This window comes from Pseudomonas sp. LH1G9 (genome assembly GCF_002949975.1).
GTDB lineage: Bacteria > Pseudomonadota > Gammaproteobacteria > Pseudomonadales > Pseudomonadaceae > Aquipseudomonas > Aquipseudomonas veronii.
In genome coordinates this window covers 4,644,768-4,668,050 of sequence record NZ_CP026880.1, presented here as the reverse complement: position 1 = coordinate 4,668,050, position 23,283 = coordinate 4,644,768, and the positions used below count along the sequence as shown (strand labels likewise).

The 23,283-nt window shown below is 63.3% G+C and carries 21 protein-coding genes and 1 pseudogene; 6 read left to right on the top strand and 16 right to left on the bottom strand.

Features of this window, described 5'->3' with window-relative positions:
- Nucleotides 1-42: 42 nt before the first annotated feature.
- From C5F70_RS21680 to cbiE, 7 genes are all read right to left on the bottom strand, one after another.
- The gene (locus tag C5F70_RS21680; protein ID WP_079442743.1) at nucleotides 43-468 is read right to left on the bottom strand and encodes a DUF2946 domain-containing protein; all 426 of its coding nucleotides are present in this window, start codon (nucleotides 466-468) and stop codon (nucleotides 43-45) included.
- An 11-nt stretch (nucleotides 469-479) separates the two neighbouring features.
- Nucleotides 480-962, bottom strand: coding sequence for a copper chaperone PCu(A)C (locus C5F70_RS21675; RefSeq protein WP_046384861.1), 483 nt, complete (start codon nucleotides 960-962; stop codon nucleotides 480-482).
- Between the two features lie 47 nt (nucleotides 963-1,009).
- The gene (locus tag C5F70_RS21670; RefSeq protein ID WP_046485671.1) at nucleotides 1,010-1,405 is read right to left on the bottom strand and encodes a DUF2946 domain-containing protein; all 396 of its coding nucleotides are present in this window, start codon (nucleotides 1,403-1,405) and stop codon (nucleotides 1,010-1,012) included.
- A gap of 96 nt (nucleotides 1,406-1,501) precedes the next feature.
- A complete protein-coding gene (locus tag C5F70_RS21665; RefSeq protein WP_017849687.1) occupies nucleotides 1,502-1,792 on the bottom strand; it encodes an addiction module antidote protein in 291 nt (96 codons plus the stop codon).
- Between the two features lie 3 nt (nucleotides 1,793-1,795).
- A complete protein-coding gene (locus C5F70_RS21660) occupies nucleotides 1,796-2,098 on the bottom strand; it encodes a type II toxin-antitoxin system RelE/ParE family toxin (protein ID WP_079442744.1) in 303 nt (100 codons plus the stop codon).
- A 356-nt stretch (nucleotides 2,099-2,454) separates the two neighbouring features.
- Entirely contained in the window at nucleotides 2,455-3,174 is a 720-nt protein-coding gene (locus C5F70_RS21655) for a cobalt-precorrin-6A reductase (RefSeq protein ID WP_057006059.1), read from the bottom strand.
- Complete coding sequence (gene cbiE, locus C5F70_RS21650) at nucleotides 3,171-4,376, bottom strand: precorrin-6y C5,15-methyltransferase (decarboxylating) subunit CbiE (RefSeq protein WP_104904027.1); 1,206 nt, start codon at nucleotides 4,374-4,376, stop codon at nucleotides 3,171-3,173. Before cbiE ends, C5F70_RS21655 begins: the two co-directional genes overlap by 4 nt.
- A gap of 38 nt (nucleotides 4,377-4,414) precedes the next feature.
- Between cbiE and cobG the strand changes: the two genes are divergently transcribed.
- From cobG to C5F70_RS21625, 5 genes are all read left to right on the top strand, one after another.
- Entirely contained in the window at nucleotides 4,415-5,767 is a 1,353-nt protein-coding gene (cobG, locus tag C5F70_RS21645) for a precorrin-3B synthase (protein ID WP_104904026.1), read from the top strand.
- The gene (locus C5F70_RS21640; protein ID WP_017849678.1) at nucleotides 5,760-6,386 is read left to right on the top strand and encodes a precorrin-8X methylmutase; all 627 of its coding nucleotides are present in this window, start codon (nucleotides 5,760-5,762) and stop codon (nucleotides 6,384-6,386) included. Before cobG ends, C5F70_RS21640 begins: the two co-directional genes overlap by 8 nt.
- Nucleotides 6,386-7,117 (top strand): precorrin-2 C(20)-methyltransferase, encoded by a 732-nt coding sequence (locus C5F70_RS21635; RefSeq protein WP_017849677.1) that lies wholly within the window; start codon nucleotides 6,386-6,388, stop codon nucleotides 7,115-7,117. Before C5F70_RS21640 ends, C5F70_RS21635 begins: the two co-directional genes overlap by 1 nt.
- Nucleotides 7,117-8,754, top strand: coding sequence for a precorrin-3B C(17)-methyltransferase (gene cobJ / locus C5F70_RS21630; protein ID WP_104904025.1), 1,638 nt, complete (start codon nucleotides 7,117-7,119; stop codon nucleotides 8,752-8,754). Before C5F70_RS21635 ends, cobJ begins: the two co-directional genes overlap by 1 nt.
- Before the next feature lie 237 nt (nucleotides 8,755-8,991).
- On the top strand, nucleotides 8,992-9,771 hold the full coding sequence (locus C5F70_RS21625; protein ID WP_017849675.1) for a hypothetical protein: 780 nt from the start codon (nucleotides 8,992-8,994) through the stop codon (nucleotides 9,769-9,771).
- On the opposite strand, the gene C5F70_RS21620 is transcribed toward C5F70_RS21625, so the two are convergent.
- The 3 genes from C5F70_RS21620 to purD all read right to left on the bottom strand — a co-directional run bounded on the left by C5F70_RS21620 (nucleotide 9,768) and on the right by purD (nucleotide 16,117).
- Nucleotides 9,768-10,364 carry a MarC family protein gene (locus C5F70_RS21620; protein WP_104904024.1) on the bottom strand — a complete coding sequence of 199 codons (597 nt, stop codon included), beginning with the start codon at nucleotides 10,362-10,364 and terminating at the stop codon, nucleotides 9,768-9,770. The two genes, C5F70_RS21625 and C5F70_RS21620, sit on opposite strands and share 4 nt — an antisense overlap.
- Nucleotides 10,365-11,951: 1,587 nt before the next feature.
- Nucleotides 11,952-14,723 carry a hybrid sensor histidine kinase/response regulator gene (locus tag C5F70_RS21615; protein ID WP_046485690.1) on the bottom strand — a complete coding sequence of 924 codons (2,772 nt, stop codon included), beginning with the start codon at nucleotides 14,721-14,723 and terminating at the stop codon, nucleotides 11,952-11,954.
- Between the two features lie 101 nt (nucleotides 14,724-14,824).
- A complete protein-coding gene (gene purD, locus C5F70_RS21610; protein WP_017849672.1) occupies nucleotides 14,825-16,117 on the bottom strand; it encodes a phosphoribosylamine--glycine ligase in 1,293 nt (430 codons plus the stop codon).
- A gap of 21 nt (nucleotides 16,118-16,138) precedes the next feature.
- Here purD and C5F70_RS31220 point away from each other — a divergent pair.
- A pseudogene (locus C5F70_RS31220) lies at nucleotides 16,139-16,252 on the top strand (outer membrane lipoprotein carrier protein LolA); the annotation flags it as partial.
- Between the two features lie 15 nt (nucleotides 16,253-16,267).
- Here the strand turns inward: C5F70_RS31220 and purH are convergent.
- The 6 genes from purH to accC all read right to left on the bottom strand — a co-directional run bounded on the left by purH (nucleotide 16,268) and on the right by accC (nucleotide 23,267).
- Nucleotides 16,268-17,875, bottom strand: a complete 1,608-nt coding sequence (purH, locus tag C5F70_RS21605; protein ID WP_046384852.1) for a bifunctional phosphoribosylaminoimidazolecarboxamide formyltransferase/IMP cyclohydrolase — start codon at nucleotides 17,873-17,875, stop codon at nucleotides 16,268-16,270.
- Nucleotides 17,876-17,956: 81 nt separating this feature from the next.
- Nucleotides 17,957-18,277, bottom strand: coding sequence for a DNA-binding transcriptional regulator Fis (gene fis / locus C5F70_RS21600; protein WP_002555375.1), 321 nt, complete (start codon nucleotides 18,275-18,277; stop codon nucleotides 17,957-17,959).
- The gene (gene dusB, locus C5F70_RS21595) at nucleotides 18,274-19,287 is read right to left on the bottom strand and encodes a tRNA dihydrouridine synthase DusB (RefSeq protein ID WP_017849670.1); all 1,014 of its coding nucleotides are present in this window, start codon (nucleotides 19,285-19,287) and stop codon (nucleotides 18,274-18,276) included. The genes fis and dusB overlap by 4 nt, the downstream gene beginning before the upstream one ends.
- 185 nt (nucleotides 19,288-19,472) lie before the next feature.
- The gene (locus C5F70_RS21585; protein ID WP_046384851.1) at nucleotides 19,473-20,717 is read right to left on the bottom strand and encodes a DUF3426 domain-containing protein; all 1,245 of its coding nucleotides are present in this window, start codon (nucleotides 20,715-20,717) and stop codon (nucleotides 19,473-19,475) included.
- Between the two features lie 30 nt (nucleotides 20,718-20,747).
- Nucleotides 20,748-21,626 (bottom strand): 50S ribosomal protein L11 methyltransferase, encoded by an 879-nt coding sequence (gene prmA, locus C5F70_RS21580; protein WP_046384850.1) that lies wholly within the window; start codon nucleotides 21,624-21,626, stop codon nucleotides 20,748-20,750.
- Nucleotides 21,627-21,905: 279 nt separating this feature from the next.
- Nucleotides 21,906-23,267, bottom strand: a complete 1,362-nt coding sequence (gene accC / locus C5F70_RS21575; protein ID WP_017849667.1) for an acetyl-CoA carboxylase biotin carboxylase subunit — start codon at nucleotides 23,265-23,267, stop codon at nucleotides 21,906-21,908.
- Nucleotides 23,268-23,283 lie beyond the last annotated feature (16 nt).

Sequence of the window (23,283 nt, the reverse complement as noted above, 5' to 3'; positions counted from 1 at the left end):
TCTGTCTAACGTCGGCCGGGGTGAAGTAACGGTGTCAAGTGCTTACGCGGCGATGGGTGGGGCACGGCTGCGCGCGCCGGGGAAAATGCTCTGCCGGGCATGGCCCAGGCGCGGTGAGGGGGTGAGGGCGTTGGCCGGCGATGGGGCGCCGAGGGTGAGGTAGGACACGCTGCCGGGCAGTGCCGGGCAACTGAAGAGCAGGCTGCAATAGCCGCACTTTTCCCAGAGGACGTGGTGTTCGTCGGGGGCTTGTTTTTGAGGTGGACGGTGTTGCGGTTCGCCGTGGCACTCGGGCATGTCCATGGACATGCTCATGGACATACCGGCGTGCTGATTCATCGGCATCGCTTGGGAAATCAGCGGACCGATAAAGATCATCAGCATGGCGAACAGGCTGATCCAACTGCCGCGCTTAAGGCTCACGGGCCTGCGGCGCGGCGCGGACAACCTGGCGCGAGGGGCGCCCATCGAGTGTTGGCCTACTCGCCGTGTTTATGCTCGTGGGGCGCCATCGGCGGGACTTTCTGCACGGACACTTGCACCTCGACGTCCCCGGCTTTTTCGAAGGTCAGGGTCAGAGGGAAGTGCTTGCCGTCGGCCAGTACGCTGCGGTCTTTGAGGCCCAGCAACATCACGTGATAGGCCATGGGCGCGAAGGTCAAGTCACCCTTGGCCGGCACGGCAACGCTGGGCACTTGTTGCATCTTCATCAATGCGCCTTGCATCACATGCTCATGCAGTTCGGCTTTGTCCGCCACCGGCGTCTTGGCGCTGAGCAGGCGGTCCGGGGTTTCGCCGGTATTGTGAACCACAAAGTAGGCCGCGACGGTCGGCGCGTTGGGGGGCAATTCCTGGGACCAGGGATCGCTGACCAGCAGGTCGCCGGCCTTGAAGTCGTCGGCATTGGCAGCACTGAACACCGGCAGCAGCAATGCGGCCAGAAGCAGGGAAGATTTGAGCATGGCAGTTCTCCAGAACGGTTCTAAACGCAGTTCACTTGCGAAGACCATCAGACCGTTGGAGAGGCGCGCGGGTTAAGGCTCGGCCATTGCTGGCGCGGCGTCGGGGACTGCAATGACGGTGGCGGCAGGCTCTGCGCCGCCTCGAACCGCGTGACATACAACTGCGGCACATGCCCCGGCAACGCCACCAACGGCGCCGAGCCCGAGCAACACCAGCAATGCTGCATGGCGGAGTGATCGTCCTGCGCCGGTGCCGGAATGTCCAACTTGCCCAGGGCAACGGTTTTCAGGCTGGCGCCATTGGACGAACAGAAACTGCCCCACAACAGTTGCTGCGCGGGGTCCTTGGACTGCTGCATCGCCCCGGCCAGCGGCATGGCAAAGGCGTTGAACAGCACTGCAAAGCAGGCGATCCAGACGATTGCAAAGCGTTGACGGGCCATGGCGGACAATCCGTAGGGTTAAACGATCAGGCGGGTATTTAGCCTGATCGGGGGGGATAAGTAAAAAGTGGCGGTGTGGTTTGGTGTCGCAGTGTGTCAGAGCGCGGTGGCGTGAAGTTTGAGCCCCAGTGCTCTCATGACCTTCATGATAGTCGCGAACTCGGGATTGCCAGTGCTGGAGAGGGCTTTGTACAAACTTTCTCGCCCCAGGCCGGCGTCGCGAGCGACTTGGGTCATGCCTTGGGCGCGAGCGATATCGTTCAGCGCTGTGCGAATCAACAGACCGTCGCCAGCATCTTCTTCAAAGCAAGCATCCAGATAGGCGGCCATCTCAAAAGGAGTCTTGAGATATTTTGCGGCATCGAAACGGGTAAAGGATTCGCTCATAAGTCACTCCTTGCGGCCAAGATTTTTTGCCATGTGTATTGCACGCTGGATGTCTCGGCTTTGTGTTGATTTGTCGCCGCCCATCAGCAGCAGATAAACCACCTTGTCTCGGCGAGTGAAGTAAACCCGATACCCGGGGCCTTGGTGGATTCGCATTTCGCAAACGCCCTCTCCTACAGCCTCACAGTCGCCGAAGTTTCCTGCTTGCGCCATGCGCAGCCTTGTCACAATGCGTACTTTTGCGAGCGGATCGCGCATTGCTTCGAGCCATTTGACAAACTCAATGGATTCTTCGAACTCAATCATCGCAAATCGTATTCCTTGGGATACAGGATGGCAAGTTGCGACGCGCTGCAACTGCAGTGCATCCCCATCGCGGAAGCGGGTGCAAAACCGCGAGAGGGGAGGTTAGGGCGGGAGCTTTTGGCTGAACTAGCCGGCTGGTTCGGAGTTGGTCGTAAGGTGAATCGTCTTTCTGCTGGGTAAACCAAACAGTGGGTGTTTTGGCTAGGTCTTCGTACAAACAGAAACGTGCGACACCTTGTTTGAGGTTGCTGGTCGCAAACGTGATCTCTAGTCTGCGGACATCGATGCAAACTCAGCGATCATGCGACTGCTACGCCGTTGAACGGGAGCAAGTTCCCACATTGGCGAGGTGTCGTTTAGCGAGACGATATTGCCTGTAGCACCGCAGCCACGGCTGTAAATTCTCGATCCGCCGTAGCCAACACCGGCCGCCTCAACACCAACACCGGCACCCCTCGCTCGCGCGCCACTTCCAGCTTCGGTTCGGTGGCGGTGCTGCCACTGTTCTTGCTGATCAGCACATCGATCTTTTGTCGTTCGAACAACGCACGCTCGTTTTCGATCAGAAACGGCCCACGCGCGCCGATGACTTCGCAGCGTTCATTGCCCGGATACACCTCCAACGCGCGCAGCGTCCAGAATTGCTCCTGCGGGATCTCATCAAGATGCTGCAACGGCTCGCGGCCCAAGGTGAACAGCGGGCGTTTGAAGGGTTTCAGGGCCTCGATCAGCTCGGCCCAGTCAGCGACTTCGCGCCAGTCATCCCCCGCTTGCGGTCGCCACGCCGGGCGGCGCAGGGCCCAACACGGCACACCGCACAACCGTGCTGCCTGGGCGGCGTTGTGGCTGATCTGTGCCGCATACGGGTGGGTGGCGTCGAGGATCAGGCCGATGTGTTCGTCGCGCACGAACTGCGCCAACCCTTCAACCCCGCCGTAGCCACCGACACGCACCTGGCAGGTGAGGTCGGTCGGCACGCGGCCCACACCGGCCAGACTGTAGATATGTTCGGGGCCGAGGGTGCGGGCGATGGCGAGGGCTTCGGTGACGCCGCCCAGTAGCAGGATCGGTTTCATAGGGGCTTGATCACGTCCAGCAGGGTGATCGGCAGCGCCTGGCGCCAGGTGTCGAATTCACCGAGCGGCTGGGCCTGGGCCACGTGGAGGCGGGTCAGTTCGCCGCCGTGTCGGGCGCGCCAGGCCATCAGGGTCATTTCGCTTTGCAGGGTCACGGCGTTGGCGACCAGGCGGCCACCGGGGCGCAGGTGCTGCCAGCAGGTCTCGAGCACGCCGTCGCGGGTGACGCCGCCACCGATGAAGATCGCGTCGGGCGTTTCCAGGCCGCCGAGGGCCGCAGGCGCGGTGCCGCGCACCAGTTGCAGGCCGGGCACGCCGAGGGCGTCGCGATTATGTTCGATCAGGCCTTGGCGGCCGGCATCGGCTTCAATCGCCAAGGCGCGGCAGCTCGGGTGGGCGCGCATCCACTCGATGCCGATGGAGCCGCTGCCCGCGCCCACGTCCCAGAGCAATTCGCCGGGCAGTGGCGCCAGGCGGGCCAGGGTCATGGCGCGCACGTCGCGTTTGGTCAGTTGGCCGTCGTGTTTGAACGCCACATCCGGCAGGCCGGCGAGGCGCGACAGGCGCGGGGCATCGGCGTCGGCCAGGCAGTCGATGGCGACCAGGTTCAGATCGGCGACCGCGGCGTGCGGCCAAGCGTGGGCCACGCCATCGACACGTCGCTCAGCCGCGCCGCCCAGATGTTCAAAGACGCTGAGACGGCTCGGCCCAAAGCCGGATTCAACCAACAGCGCGGCAATCGCGGCAGGGCTCTGCCCGTCATTGCTCAACACCAACAAGCGCACGCCGCTGGCCAGATGTGCATTCAACGCCGTCAAGGGCCGGGCCACCACCGATAACGTCATCACGTCCTGCAACGCCCAGCCCAGGCGCGCCGCCGCCAGCGACACAGAGGAGGGCGCCGGCAAAATCAGCATCTCTTCAGCCGGCACCTGCCGCGCCAGGCTGGCGCCGACGCCGTAGAACATCGGGTCGCCGCTGGCCAGCACGCACACCGGTTCACCGCGTCGCGCCAATAACGGCGCCAGGGAAAACGGGCTCGGCCACAACTGGCGTTCGCCGCGCACGCACACTGGCAACAGGTCCAATTGACGCTGGCCACCGATGATCCGTGCGGCACGCAATACGGCGTGCCGGGCGTTTCTGCCGAGCCCTTTGAAGCCGTCTTCACCGATGCCTATTACCGTCAGCCAGGGCGACATATGAATTCCTTGAACGACATCCGACGGGCAGGCTTTTCATGCCGTCGGACAAAGCAGGCATAATACCGCGCCTTGACCCGCGAACCGGTAGCCCCGTGAACCCAATCCCTGCTCTGAACACCTTGCGCCCCTCGGCTTGCCCGGGGTTGCTGCGTATCGTCCAGGCGTTGGACGGCGGCATTTGCCGGATCAAACTGGCCGGCGGCGCGATCAGCGCCGCACAAGCCCATTCCGTGGCGGACGCGGCCCAGGCCTATGCGGGCGGGGTGATCGAGGCGACCAACCGCGCCAACCTGCAGATCCGCGGGATCGGTGCCGAGCAGCAGGCCTTGATCGCGATGCTCCTTGCCGCAGGCCTCGGCCCCAGCACCGCCGCCGGTGACGACGTGCGCAACCTGATGCTCAGCCCCAGCGCCGGTATCGACCCGCAGATGCTGTTCGATACGCGCCCGCTGGCCGACCAGATCCTCGCCACCCTGCAAAACCACACGCGCTTCCACGAACTGTCGGCCAAGTTCGCGGTGCAACTGGATGGCGGTGAAGCCCTGGCGATGCTCGAACATCACCATGACCTGTGGCTGTCGGCCTTTGAGCAGGGCGGCGAAACACTGCTCGCGTTCGGCCTGGCCGGCTGCCCGGGGTTGGATGCGCCGTTGGCGGCCGTGCGCTTGGAGCAGGGGCATGCCTTGGTGGTGGCGGTGTTGGAACGGTTTCTGGACCTGGCCACGCCGGCGCAAACACGCATGCGTCATCTGCCTGTGGATAACTTCCTGGTCGGGCTGGACCTGCCGTTATTGCCGGTCGATGGCTTCAAGCGCCCGGCCAGCGGGGCGTGGCTGCACCTGGGAAGTTATCCACAGCATCAGCACGGTCGGGTCTACGTGACCGCCGTGACGCCGCTGGGTCGACTCGACGCCTCCATGCTCAAGGGCGCAGCGCAACTCGCCGATGAGTATGGCGACGGCACGCTGCGCTTTACCCCCTGGCAAGGCCTGCTGCTGCCCAACGCCAAATGCCAGGATGCCGCCGCGATCACCGCGCGCCTGGAACGGCTGGGCTTCCTCTGCTCGGCCGACCAGCCGCTGGCGCAGTTGATCGCCTGCACCGGCTCCAGCGGCTGCGGCAAAGGCCTGGCCGATACCAAGGCCGACGCGATGCAACTGGCCGCGCTGCGCCCCGGCCACGCGGTACATCTGTCTGGCTGCGCGCGTTCCTGCGCCGCCGCGCACATCGCGCCGGTGACCTTGCTGGCGGTCAGCCCCGGCCATTACGACGTCTATTTTCGCGAAGCAGCCCAGCCCGGTTTCGGCCGGCTGCACGCGCGCACTCTTTCCATTGAAGCGGCGGGCGCCCTGCTGCGCGCTCACCCACGGAGCAACACCGATGATTGATTACATCCGCGACGGTCAGGAGATCTATCGCAACTCCTTCGCCATTATTCGCGCGGAAGCCAGGTTGGAGCGCATCCCGGCCGACCTGGAAAAACTCGCGGTGCGCGTGATTCATGCCTGCGGCATGGTCGAGGCGATCGACGGCCTGCAGTTCTCCGCAGGCGCGGGCAGGGCAGGGCGCGAGGCGCTGGCCGCCGGTGCGCCGATTCTGTGCGATGCGCGGATGGTGTCCGAAGGCGTGACCCGTGCGCGGCTGCCGGCCAACAACGAAGTGATCTGTACCCTGCGCGACGAACGCGTGCCGGCGTTGGCGCAGAAGCTGGGCAACACCCGCTCCGCCGCCGCCCTGGAACTGTGGCGCCCGCACCTGGCCGGCAGTGTGGTGGTGATCGGCAATGCGCCGACCGCCTTGTTCTACCTGCTGGAAATGCTCGACGCCGGCGCGCCGAAACCGGCGTTGATCCTTGGCTTCCCGGTGGGCTTCGTCGGCGCCGCCGAATCCAAGGCGATGCTGGCCGCCGACAGCCGTGGCGTGCCGTTCGTGATCATGCAGGGCCGCCTGGGCGGCAGTGCGATGGCGGCCGCGGCGGTCAATGCCCTGGCCACGGAGGTCGAATAATGCCGGCACGTGGACGTTTGATCGGCCTGGGCGTCGGCCCCGGCGACCCGGAACTGATCACCCTCAAGGCCCTGCGCCTGCTGCGCGAATCGCCGGTGGTGGCGTACTTCGTGGCCAAGGGCAAAAAGGGCAACGCCTTCGGCATCATCGAAGACCACCTGGTGGCGCAGCAAACCCTGATGCCGCTGGTGTACCCGGTGACCACCGAAGCGTTGCCGGCGCCGCTGTCCTATGAACAGGTGATCAGCGATTTCTACGACAGCGCCAGCCAGGACGTCGCCGCGCACCTGGACGCCGGCCGCGATGTGGCGGTGATCTGTGAAGGCGACCCGTTCTTCTACGGCTCCTACATGTACCTGCATGACCGCCTGGCCGAGCGCTACGAAGCGCAGGTCATTCCCGGCGTGTGTTCGATGCTCGGTGGCGCCTCGGTGCTCGGCGCGCCGCTGGTGTATCGCAACCAGAGCCTGTCGGTGCTGTCGGGGGTGCTGCCCCATGAAGACCTCAAGCGCCGCCTGGCGGATGCCGACGCGGCGGTGATCATGAAGCTGGGGCGCAACTTCCCCAAGGTGCGCCAGGTGCTCGAAGAACTCGGCCTGGCCGAGCGTGCGCTGTATGTGGAGCGCGCGACCATGGCCAACCAGAAAATCGTCCCGCTGGATCAAGTCGAGCCGATGTCCTCGCCGTATTTCTCGCTGATCATCGTGCCCGGTGAACGGTGGCAAGGTTGATGCGCCCGGCGATTGTCATCCTCGGGCAGGGCAGCCTGGCCACGGCGCGCAGGATTGCGCAGGTGTATCCGGGTGCGGTGATCCACGGCCTGCTGGGCCGGGTCGACGGCGCGGACCAGAGCTACCGCGAATTCGGCGCGACCCTGCGCCAGCTCTATCAGCAAGGCACGCCGCTGATCGCGCTGTGCGCCGCCGGTATCGTGATCCGCACCCTGGCGCCGCTGCTGCTGGAAAAAGGCGAAGAGCCCGCCGTACTGGCCGTGGCCGAAGACGGCAGCGCGGTGGTGCCGTTGCTCGGTGGCCTGGGCGGGGTGAATGACATGGCGCGGGAGGTTGCCGCGGCGTTGGGTGTGGCCGCCGCGATCACCACCAGTGGCGAGCTGCGTTTCGGCACGTGCCTGCTCAACCCGCCGGCCGGTTATCAACTGGCGGACCTGGAACTGGGCAAGCGCTTCGTCAGCGACCTGCTTGCCGGCGAAAGCGTGCGTATCGAAGGCGCGGCGCCGTGGCTTGACCAGGCCAACCTGGCGCAGGACCGACAGGCGCGCCTGGCGATCCACGTAGGCAGCGCCGAGCGCGTACCGGCGGCCAACGAGTTGCTGATTTATCCACAGAGCGTGTGCGTCACCTGCAAGCCCGGCGCGCAATTGGCGCAGCGTGTGCGTGGCGCGTTGCATGCCTCGGGGATTGCCCTGCAGTCACTGGCCTGCCTGTTGGCCAGCGATACCCAGATGGCCGAACCGTCGTTGCACGAAGCGGCGTTGGAATTAGGCGTGCCGCTGCGTTTCGCCGAGGTGGAGCAAGCGGCGGACATCGTTGTTTCGGTCGCCGAACAGCCCTTGGACGTGTCCCAGGTCGGTCGCCCGCGTGGCCGTCTTGCGGTGATCGGCCTTGGCCCTGGCGCCGCCGACCTGATGGTGCCGGCGGTGAAGGCCGAACTGGCGCGCTGTACCGATGTGCTGGGGTACGAAACCTACGTCCGCATGGCCGGGCCGTTCCGCGACGATCAGGTGCAGCACTGCACCGACAACCGTGAAGAAATGCAGCGCGCCCGCCACGCTTTCGCGCTGGCCGCTCAAGGCCGGTCGGTGGTGGTGGTGTCGTCCGGCGACCCTGGTGTGTTCGCCATGGCGGCGGCGGTGATCGAGGCGCTGCATGAGTCCGACGACCCGGCCTGGCACCAGGTCGAGCTGGAAATCCTGCCGGGCGTTTCCGCGTCCCTGGCCACCGCGGCCCAGGCCGGCGCGCCGTTGGGGCACGACTTCTGCGTGATGTCGCTGTCGGACAACCTCAAGCCCTGGTCGATCATCGAGCAGCGCCTGGACCTCGCGTCCCAGGCCGACCTGGCCCTGGCGTTCTACAACCCGATCTCGCGTGCGCGGCCGTGGCAACTGGGGCGTGCCCTGGAGATTGTCGCGCAACACCGCAACGCCGCAACGCCGGTGGTGCTGGGCCGCGATATCGGGCGGCCGGGCCAGACCCTGCGCGTGACCACGCTGGGGCAACTGACCCCGGAACAGGTGGACATGCGGACCATGGTGCTGATCGGCTCGTCCACCACCTGCGCGTTCCCGCGCGCCGGCGGCGGTGAGTGGGTGTACACGCCGCGCTGGTATGGCGAAAAACCGGCCTCCTGAAAAGCACCGCGCGAGCGCCGGAAAGCTCCGAATGACGCTGGGTGAACACCTGCCGTGATTCGGGGCTTTTTCTTTTTTTATCGATGAAATCCGGAACTGCCCGCGGGGCGCCCAACGAATGCTGGGCTGCGCTGTGCGAGCGCTGCCGGCAAGGGATGTTTGTCGTGTGGAAAGCCCGTCGGCGCCTGGACTAGTGTGGACACACGCCCCATGTGGGGTGCTTGTGGAGAACTGAAAATGGAGCGACATCACAGAAGGATCAACAGCACCAAGCGGCGCAAATTGATTGCCGCCTATAAGCTGCCCGGCGCGCCGGGGACGCACGCGGCTTTACCGCTGGATACCGAGGACGGCTGCAACGCGGCGGTGGTCAACAATGGCGTGATCTCGTTCGCCGACGGCCTGAGTGGCCTGAACCGCGAATACATCCGCAAAAGCTATCTGTTGGCCAGCAGCTACGTCAGCGATGTCTTGAGGATCAGTCGCGGCACGGAGGGCTGGTACGACGAATTTATCAAGGTGATGATCAGCCTGGGCTGGCTGCCGGTGCGCAGCCGGTTCGAGCGGGTCTCAAGCGCCGGCAAGGGGCTGACGGTGCAACTGGCGGCGCTGAATATCATCGCCACCCTGCTGGCCTCGACCTCACTGGCCGGGCCTCTGCTGACGGCGCTGCCGAAACTGGCCGCCGATGCGCTGGAAACATTGAAACAGATGCCGGCGTCATTCGAGCTGTTCAAGCGCAATAGCAGCGTGCATCAGGGCGGCGATTTTGGCTTGGCGTCCTGCGCCGAAACCGACGGCGAAGTCATGATGGTGCTGGTGACCTACAGCTCCCATGGCGTCAGCAAGCACGTGGGGCTGCCTTTTCTTGAGTGGGACAGTTCCTCGTTCGAGGCCTTCAGCGGGCAAACCTGCCTGGTGCTGAATACCTCGGTGGTCAACGAAAAAACCATCCAGTTGATGCGTGAGAGTGCGGGCGACAAGGTGCAACTGGCGATCGCCAAATACCGGATCTAAGGCACCATGTAGCCGCGCACCCCGGTAAAGATGATTTGTGCGGCCAAGGCGCACACGAACAAGCCCATCAAGCGACTGACAATCTGCAAGCCCTGGTCACCGAGAATCCGTTCGATACGGTTGGACAAATACAGCACCACGCCCACCGTGAAGCTGGCCAGGGCGATGCTGAGGATGGCGGCGATTTTGTCGTCCCAATGGGGCTGGCTGACGCCCATCACCAGCAGCGCCCCGATGGTGCCGGGGCCGACGGTGAGCGGAATGGTCAGCGGCACGATGGTCACGTCCTGCTGCACGTTATCGGTCTGCACCGCTGACTTGCCCTGCGCCATGCCCAGGGCCGAGATGAACAGCACGCTGCCGGCGCCGATGCGGAAAGCGTCCACGGTGATGCCGAACACGCTGAAAATCACCCGGCCGAACAGGTAGAGCAAGACGCTCGACACCAGCGTCGCCAACGCCACTTTCCAGGCCAGGCGTCGCCGTTCCTTGCTCGAATAGCCGCGGGTCAGGCTGATAAAACAGGACAACACGAAGAACGGGCTGTAGAGCACCAGCATCTTCAGGTAAACGCTGAATAACACGTGGAGCATGGGGGTGGCTCGCGACAGAAGGAGATTGGCGGAGTCTATCAGGCGACAGAGATCAAATGTGGGAGGGAGCTTGCTCCCGATGGCGGTGTGACCGTCAGCTTATTTGTAACTGTTCCAGCGCTATCGGGGGCAAGCTTGTCATCGCTGTCTTTCAGTCGATGCATAGGTGACTGGTCCACCGCTATCGGGGGCAAGCCCCCTCCCACATAGGATCTGTGGTGTTCATCCATTGTGTGGCAGACGCAGGCTCAGTGTGGGAGGGGGCTTGCCCCCGATGGCGGTGTGACAGTCAGCTTATTTGTAACTGTTCCAGCGCTATCGGGAGCGAGCTTGCCATCGCTGTCTTTCAGTCGATGCATAGGTGACTGGTCCGCCGCCATCGGGGGCAAGCCCCTCCCACATAGGATCTGTGGTGTTTATCCATTGTGGGGCAGACGCAGGCTCAGTGTGGGAGGGGGCTTGCCCCCGATAGCGGTGTGACAGTCAGCTTATTTGTAACTGTTCCAGCGCTATCGGGAGCAAGCTTGCCATCGCTGTCTTTCAGTCGATGCATAGGTGACTGGTCCACCGCCATCGGGGGCAAGCCCCTCCCACATAGGATCTGTGGTGTTCATCCATTGTGTGGCAGACGCAGGCTCAGTGTGGGAGGGGGCTTGCCCCCGATGGCGGTGTGACAGTCAGCTTATTTGTAACCGTTCCAGCGCTATTGGGAGCGAGCTTGCCATCGCCGTCTTTCAGTCGATGCATAGGTGACTGGTCCGCCGCCATCGGGGGCAAGCCCCCTCCCACATAGGATCTGTGGTGTTCATCCATTGTGTGGCAGACGCAGGCTCAGTGTGGGAGGGGGCTTGCTCCCGATGGCGGTGTGACCGTCAGCTTATTTGTAACTGTTCCAGCGCTATCGGGAGCGAGCTTGCCATCGCCGGCTTTCAGTCGATGCATAGGTGACTGGTCCGCCGCCATCGGGGGCAAGCCCCCTCCCACATAGGATCTGTGGTGTTCATCCATTGTGTGGCAGACGTAGGCTCAGTGTGGGAGGGGGCTTGCCCCCGATGGCGGTGTGACAGTCAGCTTATTTGTAACTGTTCCAGCGCTATCGGGAGCGAGCTTGCCATCGCTGTCTTTCAGTCGATGCATAGGTGACTGGTCCACCGCCATCGGGGGCAAGCCCCCTCCCACATAGGATCTGTGGTGTTCATCCATTGTGTGGCAGACGCAGGCTCAGTGTGGGAGGGAGCTTGCTCCCGATAGCGGTGTGACAGTCAGCTTATTTGTAACTGTTCCAGCGCTATCGGGAGCGAGCTTGCCATCGCTGTCTTTCAGTCGATGCATAGGTGACTGGTCCACCGCCATCGGGGGCAAGCCCCCTCCCACATAGGATCTGTGGTGTTCATCCATTGTGTGGCAGACGCAGGCTCAGTGTGGGAGGGGGCTTGCCCCCGATGGCGGTGTGACAGTCAGCTTATTTGTAACTGCTCCAGCGCTATCGGGAGCGAGCTTGCCGTCGCCGGCTTTCAGTCGATGCATCGGTGACTGGTCCACCGCCATCGGGGGCAAGCCCCCTCCCACACTCGATCGCATTTGACGTTAAGAGGGCGCATGCTCCGGCCGTGGCTGACGCTGCGCCACCCAGTACTCCACCAGCTCGCGCAATTGTGACAATTCCACCGGCTTGGCCATGTGCCCGTCCATCCCGGCCTGGCGTGCGCGCTCTTTGTGTTCCGAGAGGATGTGTGCGGTGAGCGCCACCACCGGCGTGCGAATGCGCTGGTGGCTGACTTCCCAGGCCCGCAACTGTTGGGTCGCGGAGAAGCCATCGAGGATCGGCATTTCACAGTCCATCAACACCAGGTCATAGCGCTGGGCCTTCATCGCCTGCAGGGCTTCTTCGCCGTTGCTCGCGGTGTCCGGGTTGAGGTTGAGCTTGCCGAGCATGCCGCGGATGACTTTGGTGGAGATGCTGTTGTCTTCGGCCACCAGGATGCGGAAGTCGCTGGGCACGATGATGGCCGCCGGCGCGTTGAGGGGCGCGCGTGGCTGCCCGCCGCCTTTGCTGCGCTGGGTCAGTTCGTCGGCCAGGGTGGTCTTGAGGGTGTAGCCGGCCACCGGCTTGGCGAGGATGCGCTTGATCCCGCAATTGCGCGCGATGATCTTGCTCGGCGCGTTACTGATGCCGGTGAGCATGATCAGCAGGATGTCGTGGTTGAGGCTCGGGTCTTCCTTGATCTTGGCTGCCAGTTGCATGCCGGTCATGCCGGGCATGTTCTGGTCCAGCAGCACCACGTCGAAGTAATCACGCAGGTGCGCCTTGGTGCGCAACAACGCCAGGGCTTCCTTGCCCGACGGCACCGCGCTGACATTCAGGCCCCAGGCGGTGCATTGCTGCACCAGCACTTTGCGGCAGGTGTCGTTGTCGTCCACCACCAATACCCGCGCACCCTTGAGCGGGCCGTCGAGGTCGGAGGTCGGGTGTTCCAGGCGTTCCGGGTCCAGCGGCAGGGTCAGCCACAGGGTGCTGCCTTGTTGTGCGCCGCTCTTGATGCCGAATTCGCCGTTCATCAACAGGATCAACTGGCGCGCGATGACCAGGCCCAGGTGGCCGCTCAAACGGGTGGCCGAGAGGAAGTTCTTGCTGTGCAGTTCGCTGTGCAGCAACGCATCGCGTTCGGCGGCTTCCATCGGCAGGCCGCTGTCCTGCACGGCAATGCGCAGGCGCGGCTTGGGGCTGCGCTCGTCGAGGGCGACGACGATCAACACTTCGCCTTCATCGGTTTTCTGCAGGGCGTTTTCCAGCAGGCTCAACATCGCCTGGCGCAGGCGCGTCGGGTCGCCGCTGATCACCCGCGGCACCTGGGGCTGGATAAAGCTGATCAGCTCGACGTTCTGTTGCTCGGCCTTGGCGCGGAAGATGTTCAGGCAGTCGTCGATCAGCGCATTGAGGTCGAACTGCACATCGTCCAATTCGATCTGCCCGGATTCCAGCTTGGAGATATCGAGGATTTCGTTGATCAGTGTGAGCAGTTCGTTACCGGCGCTGTGGATCGTCTGCACATAGTCGCGCTGTTTGACCGACAACGGCGTGCCCAGCAGCAGTTCGGTCATGCCCAGCACGCCGTTCATGGGGGTACGGATTTCGTGGCTGATCTTCGCCAGGAACTCAGCCTTGGCGGCGATTTCGGCGTTGCTGGCCGCCAGCTCGCGGCTGAGGCTGAAGCGTGCTTCGACGATGGCGCGCTGGCGTTCGCCGAGGGCCAGGCTCATCAGCAGGCCACTGAGGCAGATAAAGCTGAGCAGGGTAATGATCAAGCCTTGCGGCGCCAGCAGCGTAAGGCCAAGCAAGGCGGGCAGGATGATCAGTGTGCCGATGTTGAACACCACCATCCCCGCCACGAACAACCGCGCTGGCCGGTAGCCTTTTTGCCAGTGATAGGCCGAGACAAACAACATGCTCAGGCCGGCCAGGGCCACCAGGACGTAAGTGATGATGTTCAGCGGCAACGTGTTGACGAACAACAGCAGCAGGCCGCACAGCACGATCAACAGAATGTCGGCCATCAACAGTTTGTTCAGCGGGTGCGGGCCCAGCGGCATGAAAAAGCGATAGGCAAACATCAGCCCGCACGGTGCGGTCAGCAGCAGGGCGAGGTAGGCGCCCGGCGTCTGGATCGCGTGCCAGTTCTGCAGCCATGGCCCCAGCAGGTTGAGCAGCAACGCCAGGCTGAGCAGCAGCAGCACTTCGCAGGCCGCCAGCCACAGGCTGCTGCGTGAGCGGTGGTAGGCGAAGCGGGAGAGGTTGTGCAGGATCAGCATCAGCAGGCAGCCGAACAGCAGGCCGTAGATCAGCGTCTGGCTTTGGTCGGCGGCGGCGAGTACGGCCGGCTCCAGGGTGATATAGGGGCGCAGTTCGTGTTCCGAGACCAGGCGCAGGTACACCTCAAGGGGCTTCGGGCTCTGGGGCATCGGCAGCATGAAGTCGCTGCTGGGCAGCGGGCGCTCGGCCTGGGGCTGGCGCGTGCCGGTGGTTTGCTGTTCCACCAGGGTGTCGCCATCCAGCACATACAGACTCAGGAGGGAAACGTCCGGGGCAAACACCCGCAGCACTTGCTCGTGCTGGCCGGGTTGCAGCTTGAAGCGTACCCACAACGCACCGTCCGGCTCGGCAGCAGTGATCCGGTCCAGTTCGATGGGGCTGAATTGATTGGTGTAGCGGGGCGAACGGATATCGCTCAGTTGCAGGTCGGCCTGTTCATCAAGCAATACTGCCCAGCCACTGCCTTGCGCAGCGGCCTGGGCCGGGAGCAAACAGAGCAGTGTCAGCAGACTGACAGTGAAACCTATGGCGATCCTGAGCCAGCGCACGGCGAAATCCCTTCGTAGGTTGAAGCACGGGTTAACTATGCGCGGGGTCATACGAGTACGGCAAGGGCCAGAGGCCCTTACCTAACCGAACGGATAGCGACTTAATGAGTCTCGCCACGTTCACGGGCAATCGCGCGATAGCCGATATCTTTGCGGTAGAAGCAGCCGTTCCAGCTGATTTTTGCCGCCAGTTTGTAAGCCTGTTGCTGTGCAGCGTCGACACTGGCGCCCATCGCGGTGGCACATAGCACACGGCCACCTGCGGTCACCACCTTGCCGTCCTGCAGCGCAGTGCCCGCATGGAACACTTTGCCTTCCAGCGTCGCCGCCGCGTCCAGGCCTTCAATCACATCGCCCTTGGCGTAGTCGGCCGGGTAACCGCCGGCTGCCAGCACAATGCCGACGCTCGGGCGTGGGTCCCACTGGGCTTCAACCTTGTCCAGGGCCTGGGCCAGCGCGGCTTCCACCAGCAGCACCAGGCTCGATTGCAGGCGCAGCATCACCGGTTGGGTTTCCGGGTCGCCGAAGCGGCAGTTGAACTCGATGACCTTCGGGTTACCGGCCTTGTCGATCATCAGACCGGCGTAGAGGAAACCGGTGTAGACGTTGCCTTCATCGGCCATGCCGCGCACGGTCGGCCAGATCACCAGGTCCATCACACGCTGATGCACTTCGCTGGTTACGACCGGGGCCGGGGAGTAAGCCCCCATGCCGCCGGTGTTCGGGCCGCTGTCGCCGTCGCCGACGCGCTTGTGGTCCTGGCTGGTGGCCATCGGCAGGACGTTCTTGCCGTCGACCATCACGATGAAGCTGGCTTCTTCGCCGTCGAGGAATTCTTCGATGACCACGCGCGAACCGGCTTCACCGAAGGCGTTGCCGGCGAGCATGTCGCGCACGGCGTCTTCGGCTTCCTGCAGGGTCATGGCGACGATCACGCCTTTGCCCGCGGCCAGGCCGTCGGCCTTGATCACGATCGGCGCGCCTTTTTCACGCAGGTAAGCCAGGGCTGGCTCGATCTCGGTGAAGTTCTGGTAGTCGGCGGTCGGGATCTTGTGGCGCGCCAGGAAATCCTTGGTGAATGCCTTGGAACCTTCCAGCTGGGCCGCGCCGGCGGTCGGGCCGAAGCAGTCCAGGCCCCGGCTGCGGAACAGGTCGACGACACCGGCAACCAGCGGCACTTCCGGACCGACGATGGTCAGGGAAACGTTTTTCTCGGCGAAATCCGCCAGTTGTTCCAGGGCCAGCACGTCGATGGCGACGTTTTCGCACTTGGCTTCAATGGCGGTGCCGGCGTTGCCGGGGGCTACGAATACTTTCTGGACGCGTGGGTCCTGGGCAACTTTCCAGGCCAGGGCGTGTTCACGGCCACCGCTGCCAATAATCAAAACATTCATTTCAAAAACCTCTGAGAAACGCTGTGCTTCCCTGTAGGAGCGAGCTTGCTCGCGAAGGTCGTCAACGATAACGAGGGAAACCTGACACCTCGTGGCGTTTTTGAGTTTTTCGCGAGCAAGCTCGCTCCTACAGTCGGGAAGCGGTGCTGTTTAGTGACGGAAGTGGCGCATGCCGGTGAAGACCATGGCGATGCCGGCTTCGTCAGCCGCAGCAATCACTTCGGCATCACGCATCGAGCCGCCTGGCTGGATCACTGCGGTGACGCCGGCCTTGGCCGCGTTGTCCAGGCCGTCGCGGAACGGGAAGAACGCGTCGGACGCCATCACCGAGCCCGCTACCTGCAAACCGGCGTGTTCAGCCTTGATCGCGGCGATGCGCGCCGAGTTCACACGGCTCATCTGGCCGGCGCCGACACCGATGGTCTGGCGGTTCTTAGCGTAGACGATGGCGTTGGACTTGACGTACTTGGCCACTTTCCAGGCGAAGATCAGGTCGTTGATTTCCTGCTCGGTCGGTGCGCGCTTGGTCACCACTTTCAGGTCGGCGCTGCTGATCATGCCGATGTCGCGGCTTTGCACCAGCAGGCCGCCGTTGACGCGCTTGTAGTCCCAGGCAGGGGCACGTTCGGCCGACCATTCGCCGCAGGCCAGCAGGCGCACGTTGGCTTTGGCGGCCACGATGGCGCGGGCTTCCTCGCTGACGGACGGGGCGATGATCACTTCGACGAACTGACGCTCGACGATGGCCTTGGCGGTCGCGGCGTCGAGTTCGCGGTTGAAAGCGATGATGCCGCCGAAGGCCGATTCGGTGTCGGTGGCGTAGGCCAGTTCGTAAGCCTGGCGGATGCCGCCTTCAGCGTCCGGGCTCACGGCCACGCCGCACGGGTTGGCGTGCTTGACGATCACGCAGGCCGGCTTGACGAAGCTCTTCACGCATTCCAGCGCGGCGTCGGTGTCCGCCACGTTGTTGTAGGACAGTTCTTTGCCTTGCAGCTGGGTCGCGGTGGCGATGCCCACTTCGGCCGGCTTGGCTTCCACGTAGAACGCCGCGCTCTGGTGCGGGTTCTCGCCGTAGCGCATTTCCTGGGCCTTGATGAACTGGCTGTTGAAGGTCCGCGGGAACTGGCTGCGACCTTCTGTGCTGAGGGTCTCGGCGGCCTGGTTCACGGTGCCCATGTAGTTGGCGATCATGCCGTCGTAGGCGGCGGTGTGTTCGAACGCCTTGAGCATCAGGTCGAAACGCTGGGCGTAGGTCAGGCCACCGGCTTTGAGGTTTTCAAGCACCTGGGCGTAGTCGCTGGCGTTGACCACGATGGCCACGTCTTTGTGGTTCTTGGCGGCCGAGCGAACCATGGTCGGGCCGCCGATATCGATGTTTTCGATGGCGGTCGGCAGGTCGCAGCCCGGCTTGTTGATGGTGGCTTCGAACGGGTAGAGGTTGACGGCCACCAGATCGATCGGCTTGATGCCGTGCTCGTTCATGATGGCATCGTCGATACCGCGACGGCCGAGGATGCCACCATGGATTTTCGGGTGCAAGGTCTTGACCCGACCGTCCATCATCTCTGCGAAACCGGTGTAGTCCGCGACTTCTACTGCGGCCACGCCGTTGTCTCGCAGCAGTTTGAAGGTCCCGCCCGTGGAGAGGATTTCCACGCCCAGGGCTTCCAGCCCCCGGGCAAATTCGAGAACCCCGGTCTTGTCGGAGACACTGATCAAGGCGCGGCGGATCGGCAGGCGGGTAGTCTGGTCGGTCATTTCAATTTCCATCAAAAGCAAAGGAGTCAGCAAAAAAGGCGACCGGTTTTACGCGGGCGCCTTTCTGGTCGGATTGAATGCTTACAGCAAATCGTATTGTTTGAGCTTTTTGCGCAAGGTGCCACGGTTGAGGCCCAGCAGCTCACTGGCTTTGGTCTGGTTGCCCTTGACGTAGTTCATCACGCTTTCGAGCAAGGGCGCCTCGACTTCGGAGAGCACGAGGTTGTACACGTCCGTGACGGAAGCGCCCTCAAGGTGGGCGAAATAATTGTGCAGCGCCTTCTCGACACTCCCGCGAAGGGTCTGGCCTTCTTCGCTCGGCGTGTTGAGGTGCTGTTTCAAATTGACGTTGTCGCTCACGGGTGTTGTTCCACTCACTAAAGTCTCGGTCATCATCGTCATGCGGCCACCCCCTCTCCGTCCCCTGTCACCAGGCTCTTGTCACGTTCGCTGAAGAACTCACGAACGTTGGCGCACTGTGCTTCCGTATCATCCAAACGATTGAAGTGGGCGCGAAACTCCCTGGCGCCCGGCAGGGTTGCGAGATACCAGCCGACATGCTTGCGAGCAATGCGTACTCCCATCACGTCTCCGTAGAAGGCGTGCAGGGCGGCCAGATGCTCTAGCAGAATACGTTCCACCTCGATCAACCCCGGTGCCGGCAACAGCTCGCCGGTACGCAGAAAGTGTTCGACTTCACGAAAAATCCATGGCCGCCCCTGGGCGGCCCGGCCAATCAACAGGCCATCGGCACCGGTCGCATGCAGCACGCGCCGGGCTTTCTCGGCTGAGTCGATATCGCCATTGGCAAATACCGGCATCGACACGGCCTGCTTGATCGCGGCAATGGTGTCGTACTCGGCTTCGCCGGTGTAAAGATCGGCGCGGGTGCGGCCATGCACCGCCAGCGCTGAAATACCCGCCTGTTCGGCGATCTTCGCCACCGTCAGGCCATTCTTGTTGTCCCGGTCCCAGCCGGTACGAATCTTCAGGGTGACCGGTACATCCACTGCGGCGACAACGGCCTGCAGGATCTCGGCGACCAACTGCTCATCCTTCAACAGCGCGGAACCGGCGGCCTTGTTACAGACCTTCTTGGCCGGACAGCCCATGTTGATGTCAATGATCTGCGCGCCCAGCTCCACGTTGGCCCGGGCCGCCTCCGCCAGCATCTGTGCGTCGCCACCGGCGATCTGTACCGAGCGGGGCTCGGGATCACCTTCGTGGATCATGCGCAGCCGCGATTTGCGGGTGTTCCACAAGCTCATGTCGCTGGTGACCATTTCCGAGACTACTAGACCCGCGCCCAAACGCTTGCACAGCTGACGAAAGGGCTGGTCGGTGACCCCCGCCATTGGCGCGAGAATCAAACCATTGTGCAATGTGTATGGGCCGATGCGTACCGCCGACATAGGACTTCCCTGTTGTGGGGCCGGATCATTAGAGTTCGAAAAAGGGTTGGCATGATACCCGCTCTCGATGACTGGATAAAGGCTGAATTGGATAAAATCTGAACAGTTATTTCTTTATCGCCACCGGTTTGGTTGCCGGCGGTCCAGTCAATAATCCGTCGTCAAACCTCGATGACCGCGCCGATTCACTCGGGCGAATGAAAGCTCAGGCTGTAATTCACCGCTTTGTTGCCGGGGTCGAGGATGTCCAGGGAGATATGGATCGGCGTCTGCGACGGCATTTCACTGACCCCGGCCAGCTCACCGCTCAGGTATTCGGCGGGCTTGAAGCGCCGGCTGGCGATCAGGTTGCCGTTCAGGTCGGCAAAGCGCAGTTCCAGCAACGGGAACGGCTGGGAGAACGTCGCGCGGTTATAGATGATTGCATCCACCACCAGCGCGCCGGCGAATTCAGGATGGCTGCGCACCACCAGGTTGCTGCTCTTGATGTGCGCGATATCGACCCGTGATGGCACCGTGCAGCCCAATGTCGGGCACAGTTGCTGGAACCACGGGCGATAGGCGTCCTGGCGCGCCAGGTCGTCGAACTGGTAGGCAATGTACTGGCCAGCGAGGCCTGCGGCGGCGATCAGCACCAGCAACAGCCAGAGCAGGCGACGGCCCCAGCTCGACGGGCGTTTGCCGGCGTACAAGTGCAGCGGGTCATCTTCGAGGTCCTGCAGCAGCTCGTCGTGGGCGCTGGCGGCGCTGCGCGAACGCTTGCGGCCTTGGGGGCGCTCGTCGGGTTCCGGCGCGTCCACGTCGTCGCTGACCGCGCTCACGGGTGGGTCGAGTTCGTCGTCTTCATCGGCAGGCGTGGAGCGCAGCGGCGGTTCATCGTCGATGTCGTCGGTGGCGAGGGACATCGACGGTTCGGTGCGCTGTTTAGTCGCAGGGGCATTTGCCGGTTCAGGTTCGTCTTCGGGCGCTTTGGCGCGTTCTTCAGGCGGTTCGCTGAAGAGGCTGGCGGCCCATTTTTCTTCCTCGGCCTTGATCGTGTCGCGGCTGGCGCTGAGGGCATCTTCCTTTTTGCGTCGGTCGGCGCTGCCTTGCCGGCGTTCCGCGCCCAGCGGCTGGGTGTGTTGAATCTCGCGGCGTTCCAGCTTGGCCAGTTCTTTGTCCAGGTCCAGGTTGTCCAGGTCCAGCTCTTGCGCGGTCCACTGTTTCTGGCTGATCGCCCGCGGCGCCTCGGCGGCGTGCTCCGCTGCGGCCGGCTGTTCAGGCTTCGGCGCTTGCGCGTGGGCGCGCTGCTCCAGCAACTGGCGCGCGGCGTTGAACACTTGCAGGCACGAGCCGCAGCGCACCACGCCGCGCGCCACGTTCAACTGAGCGTGGCTGACGCGAAAGCGCGTTTGGCAATGGGGACACTGGGTGACGAAACTGTCGGTCATGCGGCCATCCGATTCAGGCAAGCGCTCATTCTAGCGCCGACGCCCGCTGATGCGTACCCAGCCATCACGATTGGCGATCGGGTCGAGCTCGAAATCCTGGGCGTAGGCTGCAGCCACGTCTTCACCCTGTTCGGCGAGGATGCCCGACAGCGCCAGGCGGCCACCCGGCTTGACCAGGCTCGACAGCTGCGGCGCCAGGGCCACCAGCGGGCCGGCGAGGATATTGGCGACCAGCACATCGGCCTGCACCTGGGGCAATTGCTCCGGCAGGTACAGTGGGAATTTGCCTTCAGCAATGTGGTTGCGCCCGGCGTTATCGCGGGAGGCTTCCAGGGCCTGTACGTCGATATCGGTGCCGACGGCTTCCTTGGCGCCCAACAACAGGGCGGCAATCGCCAGAATCCCCGAGCCGCAGCCGAAGTCCAACACGTGGCAATCGTTCAGGTCCTGGCCGTCCAGCCATTCCAGGCACAGCGCGGTGGTCGGGTGCGTGCCGGTGCCGAACGCCAGGCCCGGGTCCAGCAGCAGGTTCACCGCGTCCGGCTCGGGGGCGGCGTGCCAGCTCGGCACGATCCACAGGCGCTGGCCGAAACGCATCGGCTGGAAGTTGTCCATCCAGCTGCGTTCCCAGTCCTGGTCTTCGATAATTTCGCTGTGGTGCTCGGGCAGCGGGCCGCCGGTGAGCAGTTCCATATGGGCCAGGACGCTGGCGGCATCGGTGCCGTCTTCGAACAGGGCCAGCAAGTGGGTGTGGGACCACAGCGGGGTGGTGTTGAGTTCCGGCTCGAAGATCGGCTGGTCTTCGGCGTCCATGAAGGTCACCGAGACGGCGCCCACTTCAAGGAAGGCGTCTTCGTAGGTTTCGGCTTGTTCTGGGCTGATGGCGAGACGGACTTGCAGCCAAGGCATGGCGGGCACCTTTGAAAAAAATGAGTGTGCAGCGGGGAGGGGCTGCGAAAGCGCGCAAGTTTACGCGAGCGTGGAGAAGAAGACGACTGTACTGACAGTACGCCGACCAAATGTGGGAGGGGGCTTGCCCCCGATAGCGGTGGGTCAGTCACCTAATCTATGGCTGAGCTGCCGCCATCGGGGGCAAGCCCCCTCCCACATTTGGACTGTGTACATCTTCAAAATGGAGGGGGCACAAACAACAAAGCCGCCCGAAGGCGGCCTGGTTGGGTGGAGCACTTACTGGTTGGCCAGCTTGTGTTCCAGGTAATGAATGTTCACACCACCTTCGCAGAAGCCTTCATCGCGGACCAGATCCCGATGCAGCGGGATGTTGGTCTTGATGCCGTCGACCACGATTTCGTCCAGGGCGTTACGCATGCGGGCCATGGCCTCATCGCGGGTGGCGCCCCAGGTGATCAGCTTGCCGATCAACGAGTCGTAGTTGGACGGAACCTTGTAGCCGCTGTACAGGTGCGAATCGACGCGAACGCCGTTGCCGCCTGGCGCATGGAAATGCTTGACCAGGCCTGGACTCGGGATAAAGGTTTTCGGGTCTTCGGCGTTGATCCGGCACTCCAGGGAGTGGCCGTGGATCTTCACGTCGTCCTGGGTGAAGGACAGCTCGTTACCGGCGGCGATGCTCAGCATCTCCTTGACGATATCGATACCGGTGACCATCTCCGAAACCGGGTGTTCTACCTGCACGCGAGTGTTCATCTCGATGAAGTAGAAACGGCCGTTCTCGTAGAGGAACTCGAAAGTGCCGGCGCCACGGTAGTTGATGTCGATGCACGCCTTGACGCAACGCGCCAGGACTTCCGCACGGGCTTTCTCGTCGAGGCCCGGTGCCGGTGCTTCTTCCAATACCTTCTGGTGACGACGTTGCAGCGAGCAATCGCGGTCGCCCAGGTGGATGGCGTGGCCCTGGCCGTCGGACAGCACCTGCACTTCCACGTGACGTGGGTTGGTCAGGTACTTCTCCAGGTAGACCATCGGGTTGCCGAACCAGGCAGCCGCTTCGGAGCGCGTCTGCTTGGCCGCTTCGATCAGGTCTTCTTCCTTGTGTACCACGCGCATGCCGCGACCACCGCCGCCGCCTGCGGCCTTGATGATCACCGGGTAACCGACTTCGCGACCGATGCGCAGCGCAGTGGTCTCGTCCTCGGGCAGCGGGCCGTCGGAGCCTGGAACGGTCGGCACGCCGGCCGCGATCATGGCGTCCTTGGCCGAAACCTTGTCACCCATCAGGCGAATGGTCTCGGCTTTCGGGCCGATGAAGGCAAACCCGGATTTTTCCACCTGTTCGGCGAAATCGGCGTTTTCCGCGAGGAAGCCGTAGCCCGGGTGGATGCCATCAGCGCCGGTCACTTCCGCAGCGGCGATGATGTTCGAGACTTTCAGGTACGAGTTCGCAGCCAGTGGCGGGCCGATGCAGATGCTTTCGTCCGCCAGTTTCACGTGCATCAGTTCGGTATCGGCCGTCGAGTAAACAGCGACGGTCTTGATGCCCTCTTCCTTACAGGCGCGCAGGATACGCAGCGCGATCTCGCCGCGGTTGGCGATCAGGACTTTTTGCAGTTTCTTCGCAGGTTTCAACATCGAAGGCGCTCCGCGG